The 23,885-nt window shown below is 63.0% G+C and carries 24 protein-coding genes; 18 read left to right on the forward strand and 6 right to left on the reverse strand.

Annotated elements, in window-relative coordinates; all coding sequences use genetic code 11:
• Positions 1–75: 75 nt before the first annotated feature.
• From queC to queF, 4 genes are read left to right on the forward strand one after another with little or no spacing between them, the layout of a single operon-like run.
• Positions 76–804, forward strand: a complete 729-nt coding sequence (gene queC / locus ACSSVQ_RS02475; protein ID WP_454180700.1) for a 7-cyano-7-deazaguanine synthase QueC — start codon at positions 76–78, stop codon at positions 802–804.
• Positions 774–1,448 carry a 7-carboxy-7-deazaguanine synthase gene (gene queE / locus ACSSVQ_RS02480; RefSeq protein ID WP_454180701.1) on the forward strand — a complete coding sequence of 225 codons (675 nt, stop codon included), beginning with the start codon at positions 774–776 and terminating at the stop codon, positions 1,446–1,448. The genes queC and queE overlap by 31 nt, the downstream gene beginning before the upstream one ends.
• Positions 1,448–1,819 carry a 6-pyruvoyl trahydropterin synthase family protein gene (locus tag ACSSVQ_RS02485; RefSeq protein ID WP_293324340.1) on the forward strand — a complete coding sequence of 124 codons (372 nt, stop codon included), beginning with the start codon at positions 1,448–1,450 and terminating at the stop codon, positions 1,817–1,819. Before queE ends, ACSSVQ_RS02485 begins: the two co-directional genes overlap by 1 nt.
• The gene (gene queF / locus ACSSVQ_RS02490) at positions 1,816–2,283 is read left to right on the forward strand and encodes a preQ(1) synthase (RefSeq protein ID WP_293324343.1); all 468 of its coding nucleotides are present in this window, start codon (positions 1,816–1,818) and stop codon (positions 2,281–2,283) included. The genes ACSSVQ_RS02485 and queF overlap by 4 nt, the downstream gene beginning before the upstream one ends.
• Positions 2,284–2,306: 23 nt before the next feature.
• Here the strand turns inward: queF and ACSSVQ_RS02495 are convergent, their stop codons facing one another.
• Positions 2,307–3,269 carry a lysophospholipid acyltransferase family protein gene (locus tag ACSSVQ_RS02495; RefSeq protein ID WP_454180702.1) on the reverse strand — a complete coding sequence of 321 codons (963 nt, stop codon included), beginning with the start codon at positions 3,267–3,269 and terminating at the stop codon, positions 2,307–2,309.
• Between the two features lie 237 nt (positions 3,270–3,506).
• Between ACSSVQ_RS02495 and ACSSVQ_RS02500 the strand changes: the two genes are divergently transcribed.
• The 3 genes from ACSSVQ_RS02500 to ACSSVQ_RS02510 all read left to right on the forward strand — a co-directional run bounded on the left by ACSSVQ_RS02500 (position 3,507) and on the right by ACSSVQ_RS02510 (position 6,514).
• Positions 3,507–4,922, forward strand: a complete 1,416-nt coding sequence (locus tag ACSSVQ_RS02500) for an ATP-binding protein (RefSeq protein ID WP_454180703.1) — start codon at positions 3,507–3,509, stop codon at positions 4,920–4,922.
• A gap of 73 nt (positions 4,923–4,995) precedes the next feature.
• Positions 4,996–5,580, forward strand: coding sequence for a TetR/AcrR family transcriptional regulator (locus ACSSVQ_RS02505; RefSeq protein WP_454180704.1), 585 nt, complete (start codon positions 4,996–4,998; stop codon positions 5,578–5,580).
• Between the two features lie 31 nt (positions 5,581–5,611).
• Positions 5,612–6,514, forward strand: coding sequence for a phytanoyl-CoA dioxygenase family protein (locus tag ACSSVQ_RS02510; RefSeq protein WP_454180705.1), 903 nt, complete (start codon positions 5,612–5,614; stop codon positions 6,512–6,514).
• Positions 6,515–6,523: 9 nt separating this feature from the next.
• Here ACSSVQ_RS02510 and kdsA read toward each other — a convergent pair whose 3' ends face one another.
• From kdsA to tpiA, 4 genes are all read right to left on the reverse strand, one after another.
• Positions 6,524–7,357, reverse strand: a complete 834-nt coding sequence (gene kdsA / locus ACSSVQ_RS02515) for a 3-deoxy-8-phosphooctulonate synthase (RefSeq protein WP_454180706.1) — start codon at positions 7,355–7,357, stop codon at positions 6,524–6,526.
• Between the two features lie 18 nt (positions 7,358–7,375).
• Positions 7,376–9,004 (reverse strand): CTP synthase, encoded by a 1,629-nt coding sequence (locus ACSSVQ_RS02520; RefSeq protein ID WP_454180707.1) that lies wholly within the window; start codon positions 9,002–9,004, stop codon positions 7,376–7,378.
• A 120-nt stretch (positions 9,005–9,124) separates the two neighbouring features.
• Positions 9,125–9,637: a preprotein translocase subunit SecG gene (gene secG, locus ACSSVQ_RS02525; protein ID WP_454180708.1), complete on the reverse strand. Its 513-nt coding sequence runs from the start codon at positions 9,635–9,637 to the stop codon at positions 9,125–9,127.
• A gap of 169 nt (positions 9,638–9,806) precedes the next feature.
• Positions 9,807–10,565, reverse strand: coding sequence for a triose-phosphate isomerase (gene tpiA / locus ACSSVQ_RS02530; protein ID WP_454180709.1), 759 nt, complete (start codon positions 10,563–10,565; stop codon positions 9,807–9,809).
• Between the two features lie 645 nt (positions 10,566–11,210).
• On the opposite strand from tpiA, the gene ACSSVQ_RS02535 reads away from it, so the two are divergent.
• From ACSSVQ_RS02535 to lexA, 11 genes are all read left to right on the forward strand, one after another.
• Positions 11,211–11,555, forward strand: a complete 345-nt coding sequence (locus tag ACSSVQ_RS02535) for a hypothetical protein (RefSeq protein WP_293324367.1) — start codon at positions 11,211–11,213, stop codon at positions 11,553–11,555.
• 185 nt (positions 11,556–11,740) lie between these two features.
• On the forward strand, positions 11,741–13,633 hold the full coding sequence (locus ACSSVQ_RS02540; protein WP_454180710.1) for a peptidyl-prolyl cis-trans isomerase: 1,893 nt from the start codon (positions 11,741–11,743) through the stop codon (positions 13,631–13,633).
• 9 nt (positions 13,634–13,642) lie between these two features.
• A complete protein-coding gene (gene trpE, locus ACSSVQ_RS02545) occupies positions 13,643–15,154 on the forward strand; it encodes an anthranilate synthase component I (protein WP_454180711.1) in 1,512 nt (503 codons plus the stop codon).
• A 16-nt stretch (positions 15,155–15,170) separates the two neighbouring features.
• Complete coding sequence (murI, locus tag ACSSVQ_RS02550) at positions 15,171–15,968, forward strand: glutamate racemase (protein ID WP_454180712.1); 798 nt, start codon at positions 15,171–15,173, stop codon at positions 15,966–15,968.
• A gap of 140 nt (positions 15,969–16,108) precedes the next feature.
• Positions 16,109–16,702: an anthranilate synthase component II gene (locus ACSSVQ_RS02555; RefSeq protein ID WP_293324379.1), complete on the forward strand. Its 594-nt coding sequence runs from the start codon at positions 16,109–16,111 to the stop codon at positions 16,700–16,702.
• Positions 16,699–17,736 (forward strand): anthranilate phosphoribosyltransferase, encoded by a 1,038-nt coding sequence (trpD, locus tag ACSSVQ_RS02560; protein WP_454180713.1) that lies wholly within the window; start codon positions 16,699–16,701, stop codon positions 17,734–17,736. Before ACSSVQ_RS02555 ends, trpD begins: the two co-directional genes overlap by 4 nt.
• A complete protein-coding gene (gene trpC / locus ACSSVQ_RS02565) occupies positions 17,733–18,530 on the forward strand; it encodes an indole-3-glycerol phosphate synthase TrpC (RefSeq protein ID WP_454180714.1) in 798 nt (265 codons plus the stop codon). The genes trpD and trpC overlap by 4 nt, the downstream gene beginning before the upstream one ends.
• Positions 18,531–18,536: 6 nt before the next feature.
• The gene (locus tag ACSSVQ_RS02570) at positions 18,537–19,058 is read left to right on the forward strand and encodes a GNAT family N-acetyltransferase (RefSeq protein WP_454180715.1); all 522 of its coding nucleotides are present in this window, start codon (positions 18,537–18,539) and stop codon (positions 19,056–19,058) included.
• The gene (gene moaC, locus ACSSVQ_RS02575; protein ID WP_293324390.1) at positions 19,055–19,534 is read left to right on the forward strand and encodes a cyclic pyranopterin monophosphate synthase MoaC; all 480 of its coding nucleotides are present in this window, start codon (positions 19,055–19,057) and stop codon (positions 19,532–19,534) included. Before ACSSVQ_RS02570 ends, moaC begins: the two co-directional genes overlap by 4 nt.
• A gap of 16 nt (positions 19,535–19,550) precedes the next feature.
• The gene (locus ACSSVQ_RS02580) at positions 19,551–20,762 is read left to right on the forward strand and encodes a molybdopterin molybdotransferase MoeA (protein ID WP_454180716.1); all 1,212 of its coding nucleotides are present in this window, start codon (positions 19,551–19,553) and stop codon (positions 20,760–20,762) included.
• A gap of 132 nt (positions 20,763–20,894) precedes the next feature.
• Positions 20,895–21,602 carry a transcriptional repressor LexA gene (gene lexA, locus ACSSVQ_RS02585; protein ID WP_454180717.1) on the forward strand — a complete coding sequence of 236 codons (708 nt, stop codon included), beginning with the start codon at positions 20,895–20,897 and terminating at the stop codon, positions 21,600–21,602.
• An 18-nt stretch (positions 21,603–21,620) separates the two neighbouring features.
• Here lexA and ACSSVQ_RS02590 read toward each other — a convergent pair whose 3' ends face one another.
• A complete protein-coding gene (locus ACSSVQ_RS02590; RefSeq protein WP_454180718.1) occupies positions 21,621–23,795 on the reverse strand; it encodes a ComEC/Rec2 family competence protein in 2,175 nt (724 codons plus the stop codon).
• Between the last annotated feature and the right edge of the window lie 90 nt (positions 23,796–23,885).

Consider the following 23,885-nt stretch of genomic DNA (forward strand, 5'->3'; position numbering starts at 1 on the left):
GCGCTTGACGCTGGGGCGAGGCTGCTGTTCAACACCTCGATCCCGGCCTGTACGGCCCTCACGCATCGAAAGAAAATGGCTCAGACCCCGCAAAAACCGGACAAGGCTCTCGTTCTCTTCTCCGGTGGACAGGATTCGACCGTCTGCCTGGCCTGGGCGCTGGCGCGCTATGAGAAGGTGGAGACCATCGGCTTCGATTACGGCCAGAGCCACAAGGTGGAGCTGGAATGCCGAGAGCGGGTGCGCGAGCGGCTCTGCGAGCTGTTTCCTGATTGGGCTGCCCGGCTCGGGCCGGATCACATGCTCGACCTCACCACGCTGGGCGCCATCAGCGACACGGCGCTGACGCGCGAAGCCGAAATCGAAATGGGAGAGGACGGCCTGCCGACCACTTTCGTGCCGGGCCGCAATTTGCTCTTTCTCACCTATGCCGCTGCGCTGGGCTATCGCCGGGGCGCTTTCACGCTGGTGGGCGGGATGTGCGAGACCGATTATTCCGGCTATCCGGATTGCCGGGACGAGACCATGCGCTCACTCCAGCAGTCGCTGTCTCTCGGCATGGCAAAGCCCTACACCATCGAAACGCCCCTGATGTGGATCGACAAGGCGGCCACATGGGCTCTGGCGGAAGAGCTGGGCGGCAAGGCACTGGTGGAGCTCATTATCGAGGACACCCATACATGCTACCGGGGCGACCGTCGCCAGCGGCATGACTGGGGCTATGGATGCGGCACCTGCCCTGCCTGCGAGCTTCGCGCGTCGGGCTATGAGAAATGGCGCGCCGCGCAGGCCGCAGGGCGGTAAAGGCGGGGTCCATGTATTCGGTGAAGGAACTTTTCTACACCCTTCAGGGGGAAGGCGCGCAGGCCGGAAGGCCTGCCGTTTTCTGCCGTTTTTCGGGCTGCAATCTGTGGTCGGGGCGCGAGCAGGACCGCGAAAGCGCACAATGCACCTTCTGCGATACGGATTTCGTCGGGACGGACGGTCCCGGCGGCGGCAAATTCAGAACCGCCGATGAGCTTGCCGATGCCGTCGCCGCGGCGTGGGAAGGCGACACCGACGACACCCGCTATGTCGTCTGCACCGGCGGCGAGCCGCTGCTTCAACTTGACAGCGAGGCCATTGCTGCGCTTCATGCGCGCGGTTTCGAGATCGCCATCGAGACCAATGGTACGCTGAAGGCCCCTGACGGGATCGACTGGATTTGCGTGAGCCCCAAGGCGGACGCCCCGCTGGCGCAGCTCTCGGGCGCCGAATTGAAGCTGGTCTTTCCGCAGGCCGCCGCCATGCCGGAACGCTTCGAAACGCTCGCCTTTCGGCATTTTTATCTGCAGCCGATGGACGGCCCCGACCGCGAAGCGAACACCCAGGCCGCCACAGCGTATTGCCTCAAGCATCCGAAGTGGAAGCTGAGCCTGCAAACACACAAGATGATCGGTATTCCGTAATGCGTATCTATAAGGAGTTCATGTTCGACGCGGCGCATTACCTTCCTTATGCGGAGGAAGGTCATCCGAACCGCAGAATGCACGGACATTCGTTCCGCGTCGTCGTCTGGCTGGAGGGCAAACCCGATCCGGCGACGGGGCTCGTTCGCCATTTCGAGGATGTGGAACGCGAGTTGATGAAGGTGCGCGGCGAGCTGGACCATCACCTGCTGAACGAGATCGAGGGCCTGGAATTTCCGACGCTGGAAAAGATTTCCGCCTGGATCTGGAATAAGCTCAAAGGCCCGCTTCCGGAGGTCGCCCGCATCGAGATCCATCGCGCCTCCTGCAATGAAGGCTGCGTCTATGACGGGCCGGAGGACAAGGCATGAGCAAGAAAAACGACCCTCACGTCGTGACGCAACTTGGACAGAACGTAGCGCCGGCGGCCTCGCCCGAGGACGCGCAGCTGGAACGGGTGCCCAATCCTCATCCCGACACGGACTATATCGCCCGCTTCACCGCGCCTGAATTCACCTCCCTTTGCCCCGTGACCGGACAGCCGGATTTTGCGCATCTGGTGATCGACTATGCGCCGGGCAAATGGCTGGTGGAGTCCAAATCGCTCAAGCTCTATTTCCAGTCCTTCCGCAATCACGGAGCCTTCCATGAGGATTGCACCGTCGCCATCGGCAAGCGGCTCAACACGCTGCTGAAACCGAAATGGCTCAGGATCGGCGGCTACTGGTATCCGCGCGGCGGTATCCCCATCGACGTCTTCTGGCAGACGGGCAAGCTGCCGGAAGGTGTGTGGGTGCCGGACCAGGGCGTGCAGCCCTATCGCGGCAGAGGCTGAGGCCGGGCCGGGCCGGGTCTAGTCTAGTAGGCGATCCGGAACCTGTCCGACGGCTTCCCCTCATCGGACGGCAATATCTCCCTCGGGGGATCGAGTTGCAGCCGCCGTGCGAGGCGTGGGCCGTAATTGGCCGGAACTTCACGCCCGCCCAGGCTGTAGGTCAGGTCGCGCAGATGCTGCGCCAGCGCATGCCGATCCCGGATATGGGCGATTTCCTCATAGGGAATAACGTCGCCTATCCGCACGGATAAAGCTCCGCCCATCTGCTTCCGCACCTCCCGAAACAGAAGCGCGATGCGCAAGGTGGCGCTGAGGTGGCTTGCCGCATGGAAGGCCCAGCCGTTTTCTCCCTCGAAATACAGGGGCACCACGCTCGCCCGCGATTTCTGGATGAGCTGCGAGACGAAGGGCTTCCAGGCGGGATCGAAGGCCGGCAAACGGGAGAAGGCGCGCATCCGCGTCGAGACGGTCCCGCCGGGAAAGAGGATCAGGGTTCCGCCATCGGCAAGGGTGCGGCGGGCCTCCGCCCGGGTTCGCAGATTCGTGGCCATCGCGTCGCGCGTCAGACGGAAGTCGATCGGGAGAGAATTCAGCCGCATCTCCTCCGGGCCGGTCAGAAGCGAGTTGATCAGGATCCGGAAGTCGCCGCGCGCGCGACCGGCGAGCACACAGGCGCCGATCCCGTCCAGCACGCCATAAGGGTGATTTGAGACGAAGATGAGCGGTCCCTCTTTCGGGATCGCGGCAAGCCTCGCCTCGTCATAGGCCAACCGCAGACGCAGAAGACGCAGCCCCGCTTCGAAAAACGGCTCCTCAGGCCTCGGCGCCGCCCGGTTGCGCAGGTAAAGCTGCATAAGCTCCCGCTGGCCCACCAGACGTTCGATCGTCCGGATGGTTTTCCGCCTCAGTGCACTGTCGCCGGGCGCAACGAAACTGAACTGGTCCTCCAGTCCAGGGGGCAGCGCCAACTCCGCTTCATCGCTCATGAGAAAAAACTGCCCGCCCGAGGCGACATATTTGTGTCGGCAAACGTCATTCCGCTCTCACGCCGCCGTCGCACCGGACAAGGCGCGCATTCACAAACAGATGCAAAGATTCGTGTGCCGGGCCCAAGCATGTGTCAGTTAAAAAATACCTATTTTAGTAAAGATTACTTTACGCCTCACGCCGCAATGTAACACGGCAAAACTTGCCTACCCGAGATTCCGGGAGCCGAAAGAGCCGTGCGACGCTTCAAGACATTGCTGGGAAGCGCTCCCCACGCCGCCAAGGCCGGGGAAGGCTCTTCCTTTGACATCGAGCAGGAACTCGACGCCATCTACCTTGAAACGGTTTTTCCCGTTTCAATCTGCGCCGTCGTTTTGTATGCGGGTCTCGCGGTTTTTCACCCCTATGCGCTGCCGCCGCACTCCATTCAAATCATGACGGTCATCGCCGGTGCAACGGCGATCGTTTCCGCTGTCATTGCCGGACTGACCTGGAAAAACAAAATCCCGGTCCGTTACGCCTATGTGCCCGGGTTCCTTATTGTCGGGATGGGGCTGCTCAATTCGTCGGCCCATATGTGGCTCCTGCAGGATCTCGATCAGTCCACAAACTTTGCACTGACTTTCATCGTCGTCGGACTGTTCTTCCTTTCGCGGACCTACCTCGTTATCGCCTACGCCGTCACTCTCGGAACATGGCTTGCGCTGGCCGAAGGGATTGTGGATGTAGAACAGGAGATGACCCACTTCCTGTTCATGAACATCCTTGCCGTCGCGTTGGGCGTGCTGGCGCAGACCCTGATGTTGAGGGTGAACCGGCGACTGCTCAAAATGCAGCACAAAGCGGTCCTTCGCGAGAAGCGTCTCGCCGAAGCGCTGGCCAAGGAAAAACTCTACGCCCGCGCCGAGAAGGCCAACCGCGCCAAAACCGAATTCCTGGCCAATATGAGCCATGAGCTGCGCACGCCCCTCAATGCGATTATCGGCTTCTCGGAAGCGATGATGCATGAATTTTTCGGGCCGATCGAAAACGAGCGCTATGCCGAATATATCCGCGACATCAACGGCGCGGGGACCCACCTGCTCACGCTGGTGAACGACATTCTGGACCTGTCCCGCGTCGAACTCGACAACATCAAGATCACGCCCCATGCGCTGGACATCGACGCGATCTGCAACAATTGTCTGGTGATCGTAAGCGGCCGGGCCGAGACCCACGGTGTCCAACTGAACTTTCACAAGGCGCCGTCTCTTCCCGACATCACCTCCGATGAGCGCCGCCTGAAACAGATCCTGATCAATCTTCTCGGCAACGCCGTAAAGTTCACACCGGCAGGCGGCTCGGTGACACTGGACGTTTCCCCGGCGAAAGACGGGGGCATCAACATCAGCGTTTGCGACACCGGCATCGGCATGGATGCCGAACAGCTCAAACATGCGCTGGACCCGTTCTGGCAGGCCGACACAGGGCTCGACCGGTCGTTCGAGGGGGTCGGCCTGGGCCTTGCCCTCACCAATGAACTCGTTCGTGTCATGCAGGGCAAATTCACCATCCAGAGCCAGCCCGGCATCGGGACGACGGCGACCGTAGCGCTGCCGAAAACCATGCAATCCACGATTATCGACCCGGCCCGTACACCGGCCGTGGCCTGAACCGGCTTTTCCTCATCTCCGATGACGAAGAAACAGCCTTGCGTCCTGCCTGTGTTTTTTTATAATAACCGTTATGCCAAAACTGATCGACCATATCGAACGCCGCCGAGAGTTCACCGAAGCCGCCATCCGCGTTATCGGCCGGCGGGGTATCGACAATACGCGCCTTGCGGATGTCGCCCGCGCCGTCGGGGCGACCACGGGCGCGCTGACGCATTATTTCGAGGGCAAGGACGCGTTGCTGCTCGCCGCCTTCGATCACCTCGCGCAGCAAATATTGCAGGAGCTGCTATCGGACGACGGGACCGAAGACCTCGTCGCGCGCGCCGCCCTGGCCCTTCCGCTTGACGAGGAAGGCGTTTTGCAATGGCGCGTCTGGCTCTGTTTCCTGAGCCGGGCGGTGGCGGATCCTACCCTCGCCGACATCAACAACCGCTATTACGACGAGTTCCGCGAAAAGGCGGCAAGGATATTGAGACGGGAACAGACCGAAGGGCGGCTGGCCCCGGATATCGATTGCGACGTGACGGCGGAGGCGGTGATTGCCGTGGTGGACGGGCTCGGCGTTCATGCCGCCATGCAGCCCGACATATGGACCGCCGAGCGGCTTCAGAACCAACTCGAAGCGATGCTTCGTCCACTCTTGCCGGCACCGTGAGGCAGGCAGCACATCAGGGAGGAACCACCCCATGCCGAAACTCGAAATGCTGTCCGCCAGCGCTACGACCGACGAAATTCTCGCCGTTCTCAAGCGCGACGGTGCGCTGATCCTGAAGGACGTGCTGACGCCGGATGAGATCGCGCAGGTAAAAAAGGAGACCATGCCCTATATCGAGGCGACACCCGAGGGACAGGACGACTTCACCGGCCACCACACCACGCGCACGGGCGCGCTTGTGGCGCGCTCCGAAGCGTGCCGGGAGATGGTCGCCAACAAGACGATCACCGACGCGGCGCAGGCCTTCCTCAAGCCCTTCTGCGAACGCATCCAGCTTCACCTGACGCAGGTCATCCGCATCAAGCCGGGCCAGCCCAAGCAGCAGATCCATCGCGACCGATGGGCCTGGGGCACCTACATCACGAATGTGGAACCGCAGTTCAATACGATCTGGGCGATCACCGACTTCACGAAGGAGAACGGCGCGACGCAGGTCTGCCCCGGCAGCCTCGACTGGCCGGATAATTACGAACCGTCCGACGACGAGATCGGCTATGCCGAAATGCCTGCGGGGTCGGTGCTTGTCTATTCGGGCGGCGTCTTCCATGGCGGCGGCGCCAATATTTCCAATGGCGACCGCATCGGCATCAACATCACCTACACGCTGGGATGGCTACGCCAGGAGGAGAACCAGTATCTCTCCTGCCCGCCGGAGATCGCGAAGACGCTGTCGCCAGAGCTTCAGGCGCTGATCGGCTATTCGATGGGAAGCTATGCGCTGGGCTATTACTCGCCGCCGCTCGCACCCGGCGAGGGCCCGGAAATGGTGCCGCCGGAATATGCGCTGGGAAACACGGACCTTGAGGCCGCGCGGTTTGGCACAGCGGAATTGCTGGAGGAAGTCTCCGCGTCGGTCAGGGGCGAGAAGGCCTAGTAGGTTGGCTCAAGCCGCCTTGGCGAGGTCGTCGAAGGCCTTGAGGCGGGTGAGGAGCGCCTCGAGGCCGTCGAGGCGGACCATGTTCGGGCCGTCGGACGGGGCGTTGTCGGGGTCCTGATGGGTTTCCATGAAGACTGCGCCGACGCCGATCGCGACAGCGGCGGACGCCAGTACCGGCACCATGGCCCGGTCGCCGCCCGAAGAACCGCCCTGCCCGCCAGGCTGCTGCACGGAATGGGTCGCGTCGAAGACGACCGGGCAGCCGCACTGCTCCTTCATGATCGGGATGGCGCGCATGTCGGACACCAGCGTGTTGTAGCCGAAGCTCACGCCGCGCTCGGTTGCCATCACATTCGGGTTGCCCGCATCGACGACCTTGTTCACGACATTCTTCATGTCCCAGGGCGCAAGGAACTGGCCCTTCTTGACGTTCACCACCTTGCCGGTCGCGGCGGCGGCCTCCAGCAGGTCGGTCTGGCGGCAAAGGAAGGCCGGGATCTGGAGGACGTCCACGACGGAAGCCACTTCGGCGCATTGCTCGCGCTCATGCACGTCGGTGAGGACGGGCACGCCGAACTCCTTCTTCAAATCCTCGAAGATCGGCAGCGAGAGCTCGAGCCCCAGGCCGCGCTTTGCATTGCGGCTGGTGCGGTTCGCCTTGTCGAAAGAGGTCTTGTAGATGAAACCGATGCCCAGCCTGGCCGTGATTTCCTTGATCGCGCCGGCCATGTCGAAGGCGTGCTGGCGCGTTTCAAGCTGGCAAGGCCCCGCGATCAGCGTGAAGGGCTTGTCGTTGGCGATTTCGAGGTCGCCGATCCTGACGGTGCTGTTCGCAGGCATGCGCGTTTGGCCTAACTGTTAAACCAGTCGGCTCTGCTCCACCGCCGCGGCGATGAAGGAGCTGAACAATGGATGTGGGTCGAAGGGCTTCGACTTCAACTCCGGATGATACTGGACGCCAACATACCAGGGATGAGACGGCAGCTCGACGACCTCGGGCAACAGGCCGTCCGGCGAGGTGCCGGAGAAAAGAAGCCCGGCCGCCTCGAGCTTCTCCCGATAGCCCATATTGACCTCGTAACGGTGCCTGTGGCGCTCCGAAATGGTGGTGGAGCCATAGATCTCCGCGACCTTGCTGCCCGGCTTCAGCGCCGCTTCATAGGCGCCGAGGCGCATGGTGCCGCCGAGGTCGCCATTGGCCTTGCGCTGGACGAGTTCGTTTTCCTTCATCCATTCCGTCATCAGACCGACCACGGGTTCGTCGGTGGGGCCGAATTCGGTGGAGCCGGCGTTTTCGATTTTGGCCATGTTGCGGGCCGCCTCGATCACGGCCATCTGCATGCCGAAGCAGATGCCGAAATAAGGCACGTTGCGGGTGCGGGCGAAATGCGCCGCAGCGATCTTGCCGTGCGCGCCGCGCTCGCCGAAGCCGCCGGGCACCAGAATGCCGTTCACCTCTTCAAGGTAATAGGCGGTGTCCCCGGTCTCGAAGATTTCCGATTCCAGCCATTCGAAATTGACGCGCACGCGGTTGGCGATCCCGCCATGCACCAGCGCCTCGGTCAGCGACTTATAGGCATCCTTGAGGCCGGTATATTTGCCGACGATGGCAATCGTCACATCGCCTTCCGGCTCGCGGATGGCGGAGGTGATGTTGTGCCACTGTGCGAGCTTCGGCTCGGGGCTGTCCTCGATGCCGAAGACGCTCAGGACTTCCGCGTCGAGCCCTTCCAGATGATAGGCGTGCGGCACGTCATAGATCGTGTCCACATCCAGCGCCTGAATGACGCCGGTTTCGCGCACGTTACAGAAGAGCGCGATCTTGCGGCGCTCATCCTTGGGAATGGCGCGGTCGGCGCGGCACATCAGAATGTCGGGCTGGATACCGATGGACCGCAGTTCCTTCACGGAGTGCTGGGTCGGCTTGGTCTTCATCTCGCCCGCGCTGGGGATGAAGGGCAACAGCGTCAGATGGATGAAGCATGTCTGGCCGCGCGGCAATTCGTTGCCGAGCTGGCGGATCGCCTCGAAGAACGGCAGGCCTTCGATGTCGCCTACCGTGCCGCCGATTTCGCAGAGCACGAAATCCACACCGCCCGCATCGGATAGGACGAATTCCTTGATGGCATCGGTGACATGCGGGATCACCTGGACGGTGCCGCCGAGATAATCGCCGCGGCGTTCCCGGGCGATGATGTCCTGATAGATCCGGCCGGTGGTGATGTTGTCGGAACGGGCCGCCGGCACGCCGGTGAAGCGCTCGTAATGGCCGAGATCCAGATCGGTCTCGGCGCCGTCATCCGTCACGAAGACTTCGCCGTGCTGGATCGGGGACATGGTGCCTGGATCCACATTCAGATAGGGGTCCAGCTTGCGCAAACGCACGGAGAAACCACGCGCCTGAAGAAGCGCGCCGAGTGCTGCGGATGCGAGACCCTTACCGAGTGAGGAAACCACGCCGCCGGTGATGAAAATATACCGCGTCATGGGCTCTCAGATTACATCAACCAAAACGATTCGGTGCGCGCCAATTTGAAGGCGCACCGGTTTTTTTCAAAGAATGAGGGAAACTGTCCGGATTTCGGACGTCCTCACCGGGCCGGGCCCTTACTGCGCCTGCGGGACGCTGGGTTCTTCGCTGGCCGGAGCCGCAGGCTGAGACGGCGCAGCCGCCCCGCCGGACGCTTCGTTTGCGCCGTTTGCGCTGTCGTCGGCTCCCGCCTGGGGAGGCGCGACCTCGCCGGAGGCCGCAGGCGGCGTCGCGGCATTGTCGCCCGTGCTTTCGGGAGCCGGCGTCAGACCGCTGCCGACCGGCGCCGGGACGTTGACGTCATTGGTCTCGGCGGGGGCCGAATCCGGCGGCGGGGCGATGTTGTCCAGGATGGACCCGCCGCCACCGCTATAAGACGCCAGAATGCCGAGGCCGAGGCTTGTCAGAAAGAAGAGCCCCGCCAGCAAGGCCGTCGCCCGCGTCAGCGCGCTGCCCGCGCCGCGCCCGCTCATGAAGCCGCCACCATCGCCGCCAATGCCCAGTGCGCCGCCTTCGGAACGCTGAAGCAGAACCACGGCGACCAGCGCCACGGCGATCATGAGATGGATAATCAGAAGGATGGTAGCCATGAAGTATCCGGGGCCTTCCTGCCAGGCAAATGCTGCGTGGTCTTGAGTTCCAGAAAACACAAATTGCCCGGACTCGGGCCTTTTCGGCGCGGTCCGGCTCTTGGCGGCGGGTTTTAACGCAAGACAGGCAAGCTTTCCAGCCCTCTTGCGCCCCAACCCGCCTTCATTTTCAGACGCTTGCGGCGATGATGCCGTAGAAGTCGTCGGCCTTCAGGCTCGCGCCGCCCACCAGTGCGCCGTTAACGTTCTCCACAGCGAGGAGTTCGGCGGCATTCGAGGGCTTAACGGAGCCGCCATAGAGGATGCGGATTTTCTCGCCCTCATCGCCAAACCGCCTGACGAGCTGCTTGCGGATTTCCTTGTGGACCTTGGCCACATCCTCGGTCGTCGGGGTGCGGCCCGTGCCGATGGCCCAGACCGGCTCATAGGCGACCACGGTCGTGCGCGCCGCGATCCCGTCGGGCAGCGAGCCCTTGAGCTGGCGGCGGATGACCTTGAGGGTTGCGCCCTCGTCCCGCTCGGCCTCGGTCTCGCCGACGCAGACAATGGCTGTAAGCCCGGCCCGATGGGCGGCCTCGGCCTTGGCGCGGACGACCTTGTCCGTCTCGTCATGGTCGGCGCGGCGTTCGGAATGACCGACGATCACATAGCGGGCCCCGAGATCCTTCAGCATCTCCGCCGCGATATCACCGGTATGGGCGCCGGAAACGGCGGCGTGGCAATCCTGGCCGCCGATGGCGACGGGACTTCCCTTCGCCGTCTCCTTCAGAAGACCGACAATGGTCGCAGGCGGACAGATAAGCACGTCGCAGGCGGGCTTGCCGCCCCTGGCCAGCTTGCGCGCGAGCTTCGTCACCTCGCTTTTAGAGGCACGAAGGCCGTTCATTTTCCAATTGCCCGCGATGAGAGGTTTGATGCGCCGTGCCATTGCTACTGTCTGTCCCTGTCCGATAAGCCGCATTTCCAGAAGGTCGACCGTTTAGCAGAAGCGTTGCGTACCGCCAACTGTACCCTTTCCGGCGACCGATGCCACGGATGCGTCAAATAGAACACACCAAAATCGAAATTCTCATCTTCAAGACTAATTGTTTGCCAAGTAAACGACTCGGGCGTAGGTTGCGCGCGATGGAAAAGCAATTCATGGAAATGGTCCTCTGGACCTCCGGTCGAACCTACTCGCCTTCGGGGCCGAGTCGCTTGCGCGCGCTTAAATAAGCCTGCCATATCGACGTTTTGCGGCCCCATCCCACGGATCGGGGCCTTTTTATTTTCCGGGCCCCGGTTCCCTAGAAGTCATCCATAGCCCGGAGTCACCTATGTCAATCCAATACTGTCAGGAATGGCGGCGCGCCACCCGCTCCGCCATCTAAATACCCCGGCCCGCGACCCTCGCGGACCGCCTGTTTGCGTCCCTTAACCGGTATTCGGGCCCTTCGGGCTCATTGACACCTCCGCTTTCAAGCCTCCCGCTTGAGAGAACGGGAAAGCTGTCTCCGCAGGTCCTCGGTCCCTCGAATACTTCAAAACGACTTGGACCTTTCTTCGCCCCGCGAGGAGAGAACGGAGGAGAATTATGTTCACGTTCATTCTGGACGGCTTCGCCCGCCGCACCCGCACCGCCGCCGTCCTGGCCGCCCTTGCGACCTATCTCGGGCTCGCCTTTCACACCCAGCCGCCCGACGACGTGCTGGAAGGGCTTTTCATCCTGATGCCGACCCTGGAGGTCGGGTTCATCGCCGGGCTCTTCGCCCTCGCCTTCGATGAGGAAGCCTATCCCCTGCCGATTGCAGCGGCACGCTTCCTGACCTGGCTGGGCGTCGTTCTGGCCATGATCTGGCTTACGAATCTGCTGGCCCGGGCCAGTGTGGACGCCTATGTGCGCTTGGGCGCGCCGCCGATATACGAGGCGCCGCTCTGAAATGTCCCCATCCTGCCGATTTGTAAGGAAAATCAAGCGGGAAGCACCGGTGAGCGGCTTGCAGGCACATGACCCCGCACCTATCATGCCGCCCGATTTGGGGGACGGAGCAAATTTGTCCCCCACCCCACCCGAAGACACCGTCCCGGCCCGATTTCCGGGCGGCGACCAATGGAAAGAAGATCATGCTCGACGCACTGCGAAAAACCGCCTCCGGCTGGATCGGAATGGGCCTGATGGGCTTGCTGGTCGTGAGCTTCGCAGTGTGGGGCATAGCCGACATCTTCCGGGGCTATGGCTCTTCCGCCGTGGCCACCGTCGGGTCGCAGGAAATCGATGTCGCGGCATATCAGCGTGAAATCTCGAATGAGACACGCCGCCTCTCGCAGCGCTACGGACAGCCGATCACGCCGCAGATTGCGCAGCAGCTGGGCGTGAACCAGAGCGCGCTGGGTCGTCTCATCGGCCTTGCCGCGCTCAATGGCGGCGCGGAGGACCTCGGTCTCGCTGTCAGCGACAAGAAGGTCGCGCACAACATCATGACGGATCCGGAGCTGCAAAATACGTTCGGCAAGTTCGACAAGCGGAATTTCGAGCTGGCGCTTTCCCGAGCGAATATCTCCGAGGAAGCGTTCATCAAGGATCGCCGGGACTATCTGATCCGCAACCAGCTGATCGGCGTGATCGGCAACGGCGTTCATGCCCCCGATGCGATGGTCGACGCGATTGCGACCTTCCAGAAGGAAACGCGCGATGCGACCTATCTGGTGCTGCCGCCGTCGCTGGCCGGAAACGTTGCCGACCCCGACGAGAAAGAGCTGGAGGCCTATTACCAGAAGATTTCCGCCAAGTTCCAGAAGCCGGAGACGCGGAGCTTCAGCATCATGCAGCTCACCCCCGACGCGGTCGCCGAGACGATTTCGATATCGGAAGACGATCTGAAAACGGCTTTCGAGCAGCAGAAGGCGAGCTTCAATACGCCGGAAAAACGGGACGTCATCCAGATCACCTTCGACACCAATGAGGATGCGGCCGCCGCCGTCGCCAAGCTGCGCAGCGGCACGCCGGTCGAGGATATCGTGAAGGCGCGCGGCCTTACGATGGATGATGTGAACCTCGGACTGGTCAGCAAGGCGCAGATGCTGTCGCCCGCCATCGGCGACGCGGCGTTCGCGCTCGAGCCCGGCCAGGTCAGCGATCCGGTAAAGGGACCGCTTGGGACGGTGGTGCTGAAGGTCACCAAGGTGGAACCGGGTGTCACCAAGAGTTTCGACGAGGTGAAAGACAAGCTGCGCAAGACCCTGGCGATGCAGCGCGCCCGCGAGGAAATCTACAATATCCAGAACTCGATCGAGGACGACCGCGCCGGCGGCATGTCATTCCGCGACGTCGCGGAGAAAAACGGCCTGACGATCCAGAGCATCAAGGGCGTCACCAAGGACGGCAAGACGCGGGACGGCAAGGACGTGGACCTGCCCGATCTGCCGGACCTTCTGAAGACGGTCTATGAATACGGACCCGACGAACAGATCCCGCCCCGCGACAATGGCAAGAGCGGCTATTACTGGGTGCATGTGGACCAGCAGACGGATGCCGCAATTCCGCCGCTGAAAGACGTGCGCAGCCAGGTCGTGTCGGACTGGAAGGACCAGCAGCGCAAGAACAAGCTGGACGCGCTGGCCCAGAAGCTCGCCGAGCGTGGCAACAAGGGCGAAAGCTTCGACAAGATCGCCTCGGAGTTCGACCGTAGCGTGCTGGTGCAAAAAGGCATTCAGCGCTACGCCCGTAGCGATACGTTCTCGCGCATCGCGGTGACGCGCCTGTTCGCAACGCCCAAGGGCCGCTTCACATACGGCCCCGTAATGGTCGGCGACAGCATGTTGGTGATGCAGGTGAAAGACATTCACAAGCCACAGCTCGCCGCCGATTCCGACGAGTACAAAAAGCTCAAGGCGGACATCAAGGATTCGATTGCATCCGACATGATCGGAACCATGGTTGCGGGCCTGCAGGAGAAGATGGGCGTGAGCGTCAATCAGCGGCTGGTGCAGCAGGTAACCGGCACCCCCAGCCAGTAAGTGACGAACATGATCTTTCCCGAGTATCCGGATTTCGAACGCGCTTACGAAGCGGGTGAGCCGCAGGTCGTCTATACGCGCCTTGTGGCCGACCTGGAGACGCCCGTCTCGGCGATGCTGAAGATTGCCGACGGACGGCCGAACAGCTTCCTTCTGGAATCGGTGGAGGGCGGCGATACGCGAGGCCGCTATTCCATTATCGGTCTCAAGCCCGATGCGATCTGGCGCTGCCGGGGCAACAAGGCGGAACTGAACCGTCAGGCCCGTGTCGATACCGGTTCGTTCGAGCCTTGCGACAAGGATGCGCTCGATGCGCTGCGCGCTTTCATCGAGGAATCGCGGATCGAGCTGCCCGACGAGCTGCCGCCCATGGCGGCGGGCGTCTTTGGCTATATGGGCTATGACACCGTCCGGCTGATGGAAAACCTGCCGAACGAGAACCCCGACGCGCTGGGGCTTCCCGACGGGTTGTTCCTGCGCCCTACCGTGATCGCCGTTTTCGACGCGGTGAAAGATGAAGTGACGGTGGTGACGCCGGTGCGTCCGGAAGCGGGTGTGAGCGCCCGTGCCGCCTTCGCCCGCGCCGGCGAGCGGCTCAACGATGTCGTGGCCGATTTCGACCGCTCCATCCCGCATCTGTCGCAGGATGCGAATATCGACGACCTGCAGCCGCCGAAGTCAAACACGCCGCAGGAAACCTATTTCAGCATGGTGGAACGGGCGAAAGAATATATCGCGGCGGGCGATATCTTTCAGGTCGTGCTGTCGCAGCGTTTCGAGACGCCCTTCACCCTGCCCCCGTTTGCGCTTTATCGCGCGCTGCGACGAATCAACCCGTCTCCCTATCTCTATTTCCTCAATTTCGAGGATTTCTCCGTCGTCGGTTCCAGCCCGGAGATTCTCGTTCGTGTACGGAACAACCGTGTCACGATCCGCCCGATCGCCGGGACGCGCCATCGCGGAAAGAACAAGGCCGAAGACGCCGAAATCGCGGAAGAGCTTCTCGCTGACCCGAAGGAACGCGCGGAGCATCTCATGCTGCTCGATCTCGGGCGCAACGATGCGGGCCGCGTCTCGAAGATCGGCAGTGTGGAAGTAACCGAGAAATTCGCGTTGCAGCACACGTCGCACCTCATCCATATCGTGTCGAATGTCGAAGGCGATCTGGATCCCGAATATGACGCCATTTCCGCGCTGATCGCCGGGTTTCCCGCCGGCACCGTCTCCGGTGCGCCCAAGGTTCGCGCGATGGAGATCATCGACGAGCTGGAGCTTGAAAAGCGCGGCGCCTATGCGGGCTGCGTGGGCTATTTCTCCGCCGCCGGCGAAATGGACACCTGTATCGTCCTGCGCACCGCCATCGTGAAAGACGAAAAGATGTATGTGCAGGCGGGCGGCGGCGTCGTTGCCGATTCAAGTCCTGAAGGCGAGTATCAGGAGAGCGTCAACAAGGCGAAGGCCCTCTTCCGCGCCGCCGAGGAGGCCGTGCGCTACGCCTCGCAGGGCGGCCGCAGGCAGTGATGACGGGGCTGTGACCATGGCCGAGCGAGCCGGACCGATCCTCGTTTTCGATTCCGGCATAGGCGGCCTGTCCGTTCTCGACGCCATCCACACGCTTCTGCCGACGCGCCAATGCATCTATGTGGCGGACGATGTCGCCTTTCCCTATGGAGAGTGGGAAGAGGCCGCGCTGATCGAGCATATCGTCCAGGTGATGGACGGCCTCGTCGAGGCGCATGCGCCCCGGGCCATCGTGATTGCCTGCAATACGGCTTCGACACTGGTTCTGCCCGCGCTTCGGGCGCGCTTTACCATGCCCATCGTCGGCACGGTCCCTGCCATCAAGCCCGCCGCCGGTCGCACGAAGAGCGGCGTCATTTCGGTGCTCGCCACGCCCGGCACGATCGCCCGGGATTATACGCGTCAGCTGATCCAGCAATTCGCCGCCGACGTGCATGTCGAACTGGTCGCCTCGCGCCGGCTCGCCGCGATTGCGGAAAAACTGCTTCAGGAAGACGAGATCGACACCGAGGCCGTCCGGGAAGAAATTCTGCCCTGCTTCATCGAGACAGCAAGCGGGCGCACCGACATCGTGGTGCTGGGCTGCACGCATTACCCCTTCCTGATCCCGCATATGAGCGCGGTCGCGCCCTGGCCCGTGGACTGGCTCGACCCGGCGCCTGCCATCGCACAGCGGCTCGCGGCCCTGATTGAGGACGATACGCGGATCGCGGAGGGAGAAGGCTTCACGCTTTTCACCAGCGGCGCTTCCGCCCCGCGCCTTCTCGCTGGCATGTTGCGCGCCCGCGGCGTCCCCGTCGCCGGCCATCAGTAACGCATTGATATTGCGGGATCATCAGTCCTATTGTGCGATCTTTCCGACGCGCATTATAACCGCGCCATTCTGCGCTATATTGACCGGAACATCCGGTTGTCCCTTTGCCCTGAAAGCCTCTTGCTCTTGAAAGCCCGGCCATGCTGCTACTGATCGATAATTACGACAGCTTCACCTACAACCTCGTCCATTTTCTGGGGGAGCTGGGTGCGCGCGCCGAGGTGCACCGGAACGACAAGATTTCGGTCAATGAAGCGCTGGCCAAAAGCCCGACGGCCATCGTGCTTTCGCCGGGGCCCTGCGATCCGGACAAGGCGGGCATCTGCCTTGAGCTGATCGAAGCGGCGGCCGCGCACCGGATCCCGCTTCTCGGCGTCTGCCTCGGCCATCAGGCCATCGGCCAGGCCTTCGGCGGCAAGGTGGTGCGTGCGCCCGTACTGATGCATGGCAAGATGAGCGACATCCATCATCACGGCAAAGGCGTGTTCGCCAACCTGCCGAGCCCCATCGAGGCGACGCGCTATCACTCGCTGATCGTGGAACGCGAGAGCCTGCCCGACTGCCTGGAGATCACGGCCTGGACGACGGACGGGATCATCATGGGGATGCAGCACAAGGAGCTGCCCATTCACGGCGTACAGTTCCACCCGGAAAGCATTGCCTCCGAACGCGGGCACGAAATTCTTGCGAACTTCCTCCAGCTTGCAGGCTTCAACGTGATGGAGACGGCATGAGCGACCTCAAGCCCGTTCTGGCGAAACTGTCGGAAGGCCATGAACTTTCGGCGGAAGACGCCCGCTTTGCCTTCGGCCACATCATGGAGGGCGAAGCGACGCCGGCGCAGATCGCCGCCTTCCTGATGGGGATGCGGGTGCGCGGCGAGCGCGTGACCGAAATCACGGCGGGCGCCACCGTATTGCGGGAGAAGATGCTCCGCGTCGAAGCACCCAAGGGCGCGGTGGACATTGTGGGCACGGGCGGCGACGGCGCTGGCACCTACAACATCTCGACGGCGGCGGCGCTGGTGACGGCGGGCGCAGGCGTTGCCGTTGCCAAGCATGGCAACCGCAAGGCCTCTTCGCTTTCCGGCACGGCGGATGCGCTGCAGGAACTGGGCGTCAATCTCGACGTTGCGCCGGATGTGATCGCGCGCAGCATTCGCGAGGCCGGTATCGGCTTCATGTTCGCGCAGGCCCACCACCCCGCCATGCGGCATGTGGGGCCGGTGCGCGTGGAACTCGGTATCAAGACGATCTTCAACCTGATCGGCCCGCTGTCCAATCCGGCGGGCGTGACGCGGCAGATCGTCGGCGTCTATTCGCGCGAGCTGGTGCGGCCCTTCGCCGAGGCGCTGCGCAATCTCGGGTCTGAGAAAGCCTGGATCGTGCACGGCACGGTGCCGGGCATGGGCGGGATCGACGAGCTGACCACGACGGGCATCAGCTTCGTTGCCGAGCTGGACCAGGGCGAGATCCGCGAGTTCGAGGTCGCGCCGGAAGATGTCGATCTGCCCCGTGCCGATATTGCCGACCTCAAAGGCGGCGACCCTGCACATAATGCGCAAGCCATTCGCAACCTCCTGGCGGGCGCGCCCGGCCCCTATCGGAATATCGTGCTGCTGAACGCCGCGGGCGCGCTTGTCGTCGCCGGGAAAGCGGCCTCGCTCGAGGACGGTGTGGCGTTTGCCGCCGAAAGCATCGACAGCGGCGCGGCGACGAAAGTGCTGGAACGCCTTGTGCAACAGACCAACAATCAGGTGCCTGCATGAGCGACATCCTCGACAAGATCGGCGCCTATAAGCTGGAAGAGATCGCGACGGCCAAGGCCGCGCGCACGCCGGCCCAGATGGAAGAAGCGGCGGCGGCGGCCTCTCCGACGCGCGGCTTTTACAAGGCGCTCAACGATGCCTGTGCGAGCGGCGGCTATGGCCTGATCGCGGAAATCAAAAAGGCGAGCCCGTCCAAAGGGCTGATCCGGGAAGACTTCAATCCGCCAGCGCTTGCCCGCGCCTATGAAGCCGGCGGCGCGACCTGCCTTTCGGTCCTCACGGACGGGCCGTCCTTTCAGGGGGCGCCGGACTATCTTACCGCCGCGCGCAATGCGGTGCTGCTGCCGGTGATCCGCAAGGACTTTATGTATGACGTCTATCAGGTGGCGGAAGCCCGCGCGATGGGCGCGGACGCGATCCTCATCATCATGGCGGCGGTCAGCGACACGCAGGCGCAGGAGCTGGAAGAAGCCGCTTTCCATTGGGGCATGGACGTTCTGGTTGAGGTGCACGACGAGGCCGAGCTGGAGCGCGCGCTCACCCTCAAGAGCCCGCTTCTCGGCATCAACAACCGCAACCTCAAGACCTTCGAGACGACGCTGGAAACGACGGAGCGGCTTGCCCCGCTCGTTCCCGCCGGCAAGCTGATCGTCGGCGAGAGCGGCATCTTCGCAGCAGACGATCTGGCGCGGCTTGCCAAGGCGGGCGTTCGGAGCTTTCTCGTGGGCGAAAGCCTGATGCGGCAGCCGGATGTAGAGGCGGCCACACGCAACCTTCTCGCCCACGCGGCCTGACCGCCGATGCCCTATCGCATACGCCATGCGCGACCCGATGAACTCGACCTGCTGGCCGGGATCGAGAAGGATGCGGGGATGGTTTTTGCCGATGTCGGCCTGAAGGAAATTTCCGATCACCCGCCCGCCGACATAGCCTATGTGCGCTCCTTTCTGCGGGGCGGCGCTATCCTGATCGCGGCGGATGAACAGGATAAACCGGCCGGTTTCGCTCTGGTCGGGTTCATCGACCGGGCCGGGCATCTGTTCGAACTGTCGGTTCATCGCGCCCATGCACGCAAAGGTCTCGGCGCCCGCCTGACGGCGGCTTGCTGCGGTTTTGCCTTTGCGCAGGGCGCCCGGCGGATGACGCTTTCCACATTCCGCGACGTACAATGGAACGCCCCGTTTTACGCGAAGCTCGGATTTCGTATCCTGCCTCAGGATGACTGGACGCCAGGTCTTTTCACTCTTCGCATGCGCGAGGAAGATGGCGGCCTGCCAATGGACAGGCGGTGCTTCATGGAAAAGGAGCTGAACGAAAATTGAGCGGCAAGTTTTCCCATATCGACGAGAGCGGCGCGGCCCATATGGTCGATGTGTCGGAGAAAAGCGTGACCGCGCGCGTCGCCACCGCGCGCGGGCGCGTGACCATGGCGCCGGAGACGCTCACCCTCATTCGCGAAGACGGGCTGAAAAAGGGCAATGCGCTGGAGGTGGCCCGGCTGGCAGGCATCATGGCCGCCAAGCAGACATCGGCCCTCATTCCGCTATGCCATCCGCTTGCCATCAGCAAGGTCGAACTTCATCTCACTCCGTCCACGGAGGATAGCGCCGTCGAGATCGAAGCCACCGTCAAGACCAGCGGGCAGACCGGGGTCGAGATGGAGGCGCTGACCGCGGTCAGCGTGGCGGCGCTCACGCTCTACGACATGGCCAAGGCCGTGGACAAGGCCATGCACATCACCGATGTCCGGCTGACGCATAAGAGCGGCGGCAAGTCGGGCGACTATAATGCAGACTGACTGAAAGGCCTTTCCCATGGCCGACACCCCTCTCCTTTCCGTTTTCGACGCGCGGTCCAAAATTCTCGCGGCGCTCCATACGGTCCCGTCCGAAACGGTGCCTCTGTCGCAGGCGCATGGGCGCGTTCTCGCCGAAGACGCCATCGCGCGGCGCACGCAGCCGCCCGCCGACCTTTCGGCCATGGACGGCTATGCAGTGCGCGCCATCGACACCGCAAACCTCCCCGCCAGGCTGAAGGTGGCGGGCGAGGCTCCCGCCGGCGAGGGCTATGACGGCGACCTCAAGGCGGGAGAAGCGGTCCGCATCTTCACCGGCGCGCCCCTGCCCCGCGGGGCCGACGCTATCGTCATTCAGGAAGACACCGAGCGCGACGGCGATCATGTCGTGGTCAGGGAAGCTGCCAGGACAGGCGATCATGTGCGTGCGACGGGGCTCGATTTCAGAACCGGAGACAGCGGCATTCTGCATGGCACAAGGCTCAACCATGCCGACATCGCGCTGGCCGCGGCCATGAATGTCTGTGAGCTGAAGGTTGCGCGGCGTCCCGTCATCGCCTTCTTCTCGACCGGCAACGAACTGGTGCGCCCCGGCGAGGAGCCAGCCGCTCACCAGATCGTGTCCGCCAATAATGACGGGCTTGCCGCCCTCATTTCCGAGGCAGGCGGCGAGCCTCTCGACCTCGGGATCGCGCGGGACGAAGAAGCCGACATCCGAGAGACCGCGGAACGGGCCAGACAGGCGGACATGCTGGTGACGCTGGGCGGCGCATCGGTGGGCGACCACGACCTCGTGCAATCCGCCCTCACGCCGGACGGGCTCGATATCGAGTTCTGGCGCGTCGCCATGCGGCCCGGCAAACCGCTGATGTTCGGCGCGCTGGGAGACCTGCCCATGCTCGGCCTGCCCGGAAACCCGGTATCGGCCCTTGTCTGCGCGGTGCTCTATCTGAAGCCCGCCATCTTGCGGATGCAGGGCGGCAATCCGGGGCCTCATTTCGCCATGGCGCGGCTCGGGCGGGAGCTGCCGGGCAATGGCGCGCGCGAGGACTATATGCGGGCGGCGCTGGACCATATCGACGGCGAGCTTTCCGTTGCCACGGCTGCCGAGAAACAGGACAGCTCGATGCTCTCCACGCTGTCCCAGGCCGGCTGCCTGATCGTCCGGCCGCCTCATGCCGAACCGGCAAAAGCCGGGGAAATCGTCAAGATTCTCCCGTTGCGCGCATAAGCGGAAAATTATCCACAGGGCGCTTGACGCTTGTGGAGAACCAAAGTAGAACTCTTTCAGACGTTTTTGTTTTGTTCCTGATTTGCGTTCAAACGCTACGCAAGCGCGGCACAGGCTTGGAGGGGTTCCGGGATGCTCACCCGTAAACAACATGAATTGCTCATGTTCATCCATGAACGAGTGAAGGAGTCCGGGGTCCCGCCCAGCTTCGACGAGATGAAGGACGCGCTGGATCTGCGCTCCAAGTCCGGCATTCACCGGCTCATCTCCGCGCTGGAAGAGCGCGGGTTCATCCGGCGCCTGCCGCATCGGGCAAGAGCGCTGGAAATTCTCAAATTGCCGGAATCCTCGCAGCCCAGTCTGGCCGCCAATCGGGCCAAAGGCTTCTCTCCCAGCGTGATCGAAGGCAGCCGCGGCAAGACGAGCCACGACCTGATGCCCTCGTCGCAGGAAGAGCGTTCGCTGACCGTTTCCGTGATGGGCCGTATCGCCGCCGGTACGCCGATCGAGGCGCTGCAGGAGGAAAGCCACCAGGTCGATGTGCCGATGAGCCTGATCGGCTCCGGCGAGCATTATGCGCTGGAGGTAAAGGGCGACTCGATGATCGAGGCCGGTATTCTGGATGGCGACACGGTTCTCATTCAGCGATGCGACACCGCCACCAGCGGAGACATCGTCGTGGCGCTGGTGGACGGCTATGAGGCCACGCTGAAGCGGCTGCGCAAGAAGGGCGATTCCATCGCGCTCGAAGCGGCAAACCCGGCCTATGAAACCCGTATCTTCGGGCCAGACCGGGTGAAGGTTCAGGGCAAGCTTGTCGGCCTGCTGCGCCGCTACTGATTTCCCGCTTTTGCCCTATCAGGGCTGACGAACCCAGGGCCGTGCTCCCCGCGCGGCCCTTGCCGTTTCTATTGTCGGCTTACCGTCCGTCTCCAGACGAATAGTCGTCGCCCCGTTCCGCCAGAAATCGAAATAGTCGAGAATGAGATCGGCGCGGCAGCCCTTTCGGATCGCCCTGCCGACCGGCACAGCCGAGACGATGATGTCGGCCAGCTCGCAATCCTCCATGACAGCGCCGATGCTCTTCGAGTAGGCGATAAGGGGACGGCTTTTTTCGTGAAAAGCACAGCCGCGCGCATCGCAACGCCATGGAGATTCCGTGCTCGATACCGCCTCGCGCGCGCTTCGCCGGTCGCCCTCCATGCGCAACCATTGTTGCGCCGTGTATGAAGGGCGCGCCGAGGTCAGATAGATATCGCCATCGAGCCCGCGCGCGGCAACGATCCCACCTTCCCTCCCGATGAAGATGTCCGGTCGCGACAGATGCGGCCAGAGCAGAAGGCCTCCCAGCAAAGGCAGCAGGCCGAGCCAGCGACAGCCGCGACGCCACAGGGCAATCCACAAACCGCCTAACGTCACAAGCGCCAGGGCACCGAGCGAGGCTGAAGGAATAAGCCGGTCCGCCCCGCCCCAATGCGCCACGTCATGCGCCACCGTCAACATCCAGCCGATCCCCTTGCCCATGACCCAGAAGGCCGGTGCGTCGGCGCCGAAAGGCATGAGCAAAAGACCTATCAAGGCGGCGGGCATGACCACGAGACCGACCAGGGGCATGGCGGCCAGATTTCCCGCCAGCCCGAAAACGGCGAGCCTGTTGAAATTGAACGCGGCATAGGGCGCCGTTGCCAACCCTGCCACGATGCTCGTCAGCGTCAGGCCCGTGAAATAGATCAGCACGAGGCGCGGCCATTGGGCGGGGCCTCCCCGCAGGTCGCCCCTCGACAAGGCGATGAAGCGCTGGACGCTTTTGCTCTCGTAAAAGGCAACGAGCGCAACCGCCGCGGCAAACGACATCTGGAAGCTGGCGCCCAGCAGGCTTTCCGACTGCCACAGCAGAACGACAGTCGCAGCGAGAGCAACATTCCGTAGGCTGATGGCTGGGCGGTCGAGCAGGATCGCTCCCAGCATAAGCGTCACCATGATAAAGGCGCGTTGCGTCGCAATCGCGCCGCCGGAGACCAGGAGATAAAAGGCGGCACCGGAAAACGCCACGAGCGCCGCCCATTTCTTCACCGGGTAGCGCAATGCAAGCGCCGGCACGGCTGCCAGCACAGCACGGGCAAGCCAGAACAGCGTGCCGCTGAACAGCGCCATATGAAGGCCGGAGATGGCCAGCACATGGGCGAGCCCCGCCGCGCGCAGATCTTCCGTCACGCCTTCCGGGATGGCGCGACGCTCGCCGGTCACCAGCGCGGCGGCGACCGCCCCTTCCGGCCCGCCGATGGACGCCCGGATATGGGTGGCGATCGCATTGCGAAGCGCGGCGATCCGGGACCGCGGACCTCCCGTGGAGGGGCTGAGTATCTCCGGGGCGGTATAGGCAAAGCCGACCGCCCCGAGGCCTTCGAACCAGGCCTGACGCGCATAGTCGAACCCGCCCGGCAAAACCGGATCGGGCGGCGGCATGAGACGGGCGCGGAGGCGAATTTCCTCGCCCGGCTGGAGCGCCACATTTTTCAGCCGAATACGCAGTCTTACTTTGGCAGGCCGTTTTTCGGGCGGCAGCCCGGCAAAGGCCGACGGCGCCATAAGCACGGTGAGGTCTCCCGCCTCGCCCGCCTCGACAAAGAGAACCCTTCCCGTCAGCTCGCCCGCCGTCTCGTCCGCCAGGACCGGCGCCGCCACCAGAGCCGTCCGCAGCGACGCCGCGGCAAAGCCCGCGGTCACCGCCCCCAGAACGCAGAGGAGAAGCAAGACCCAGGACAACCGGCGAAATACCCATAAGGCGCAGGCGAGGATCAGAAATCCGGCAAGAGACAGCCAGAGCGGCGGTTCGACCGGCAGGCCGAAATAGGCCGCGATGCCGCAGGCCAGAAGCACGGGAAGCCAGAGAAACCAACGGTCGGTTTCGCCTGCAAAACTGCGGGAAATTGCGCCAAACCCTGCGTAGAGCGCCGACAAAACCCGCAGAATCGTCCCCTGCCCGGCGCCGAATGAAGGCCGTTTCATGCCCTGCCCGGCTGTAAATGCCATGGGCGACGCCCCCTCCACATGCGGCTAAAGCACTGCCACTTCCCCCAACACCTTAAAAACAAAGGTGTTTTTCGAAAAAAGTTCGGACTT

Source organism: Parvibaculum sp. MBR-TMA-1.3b-4.2, assembly GCF_053628815.1.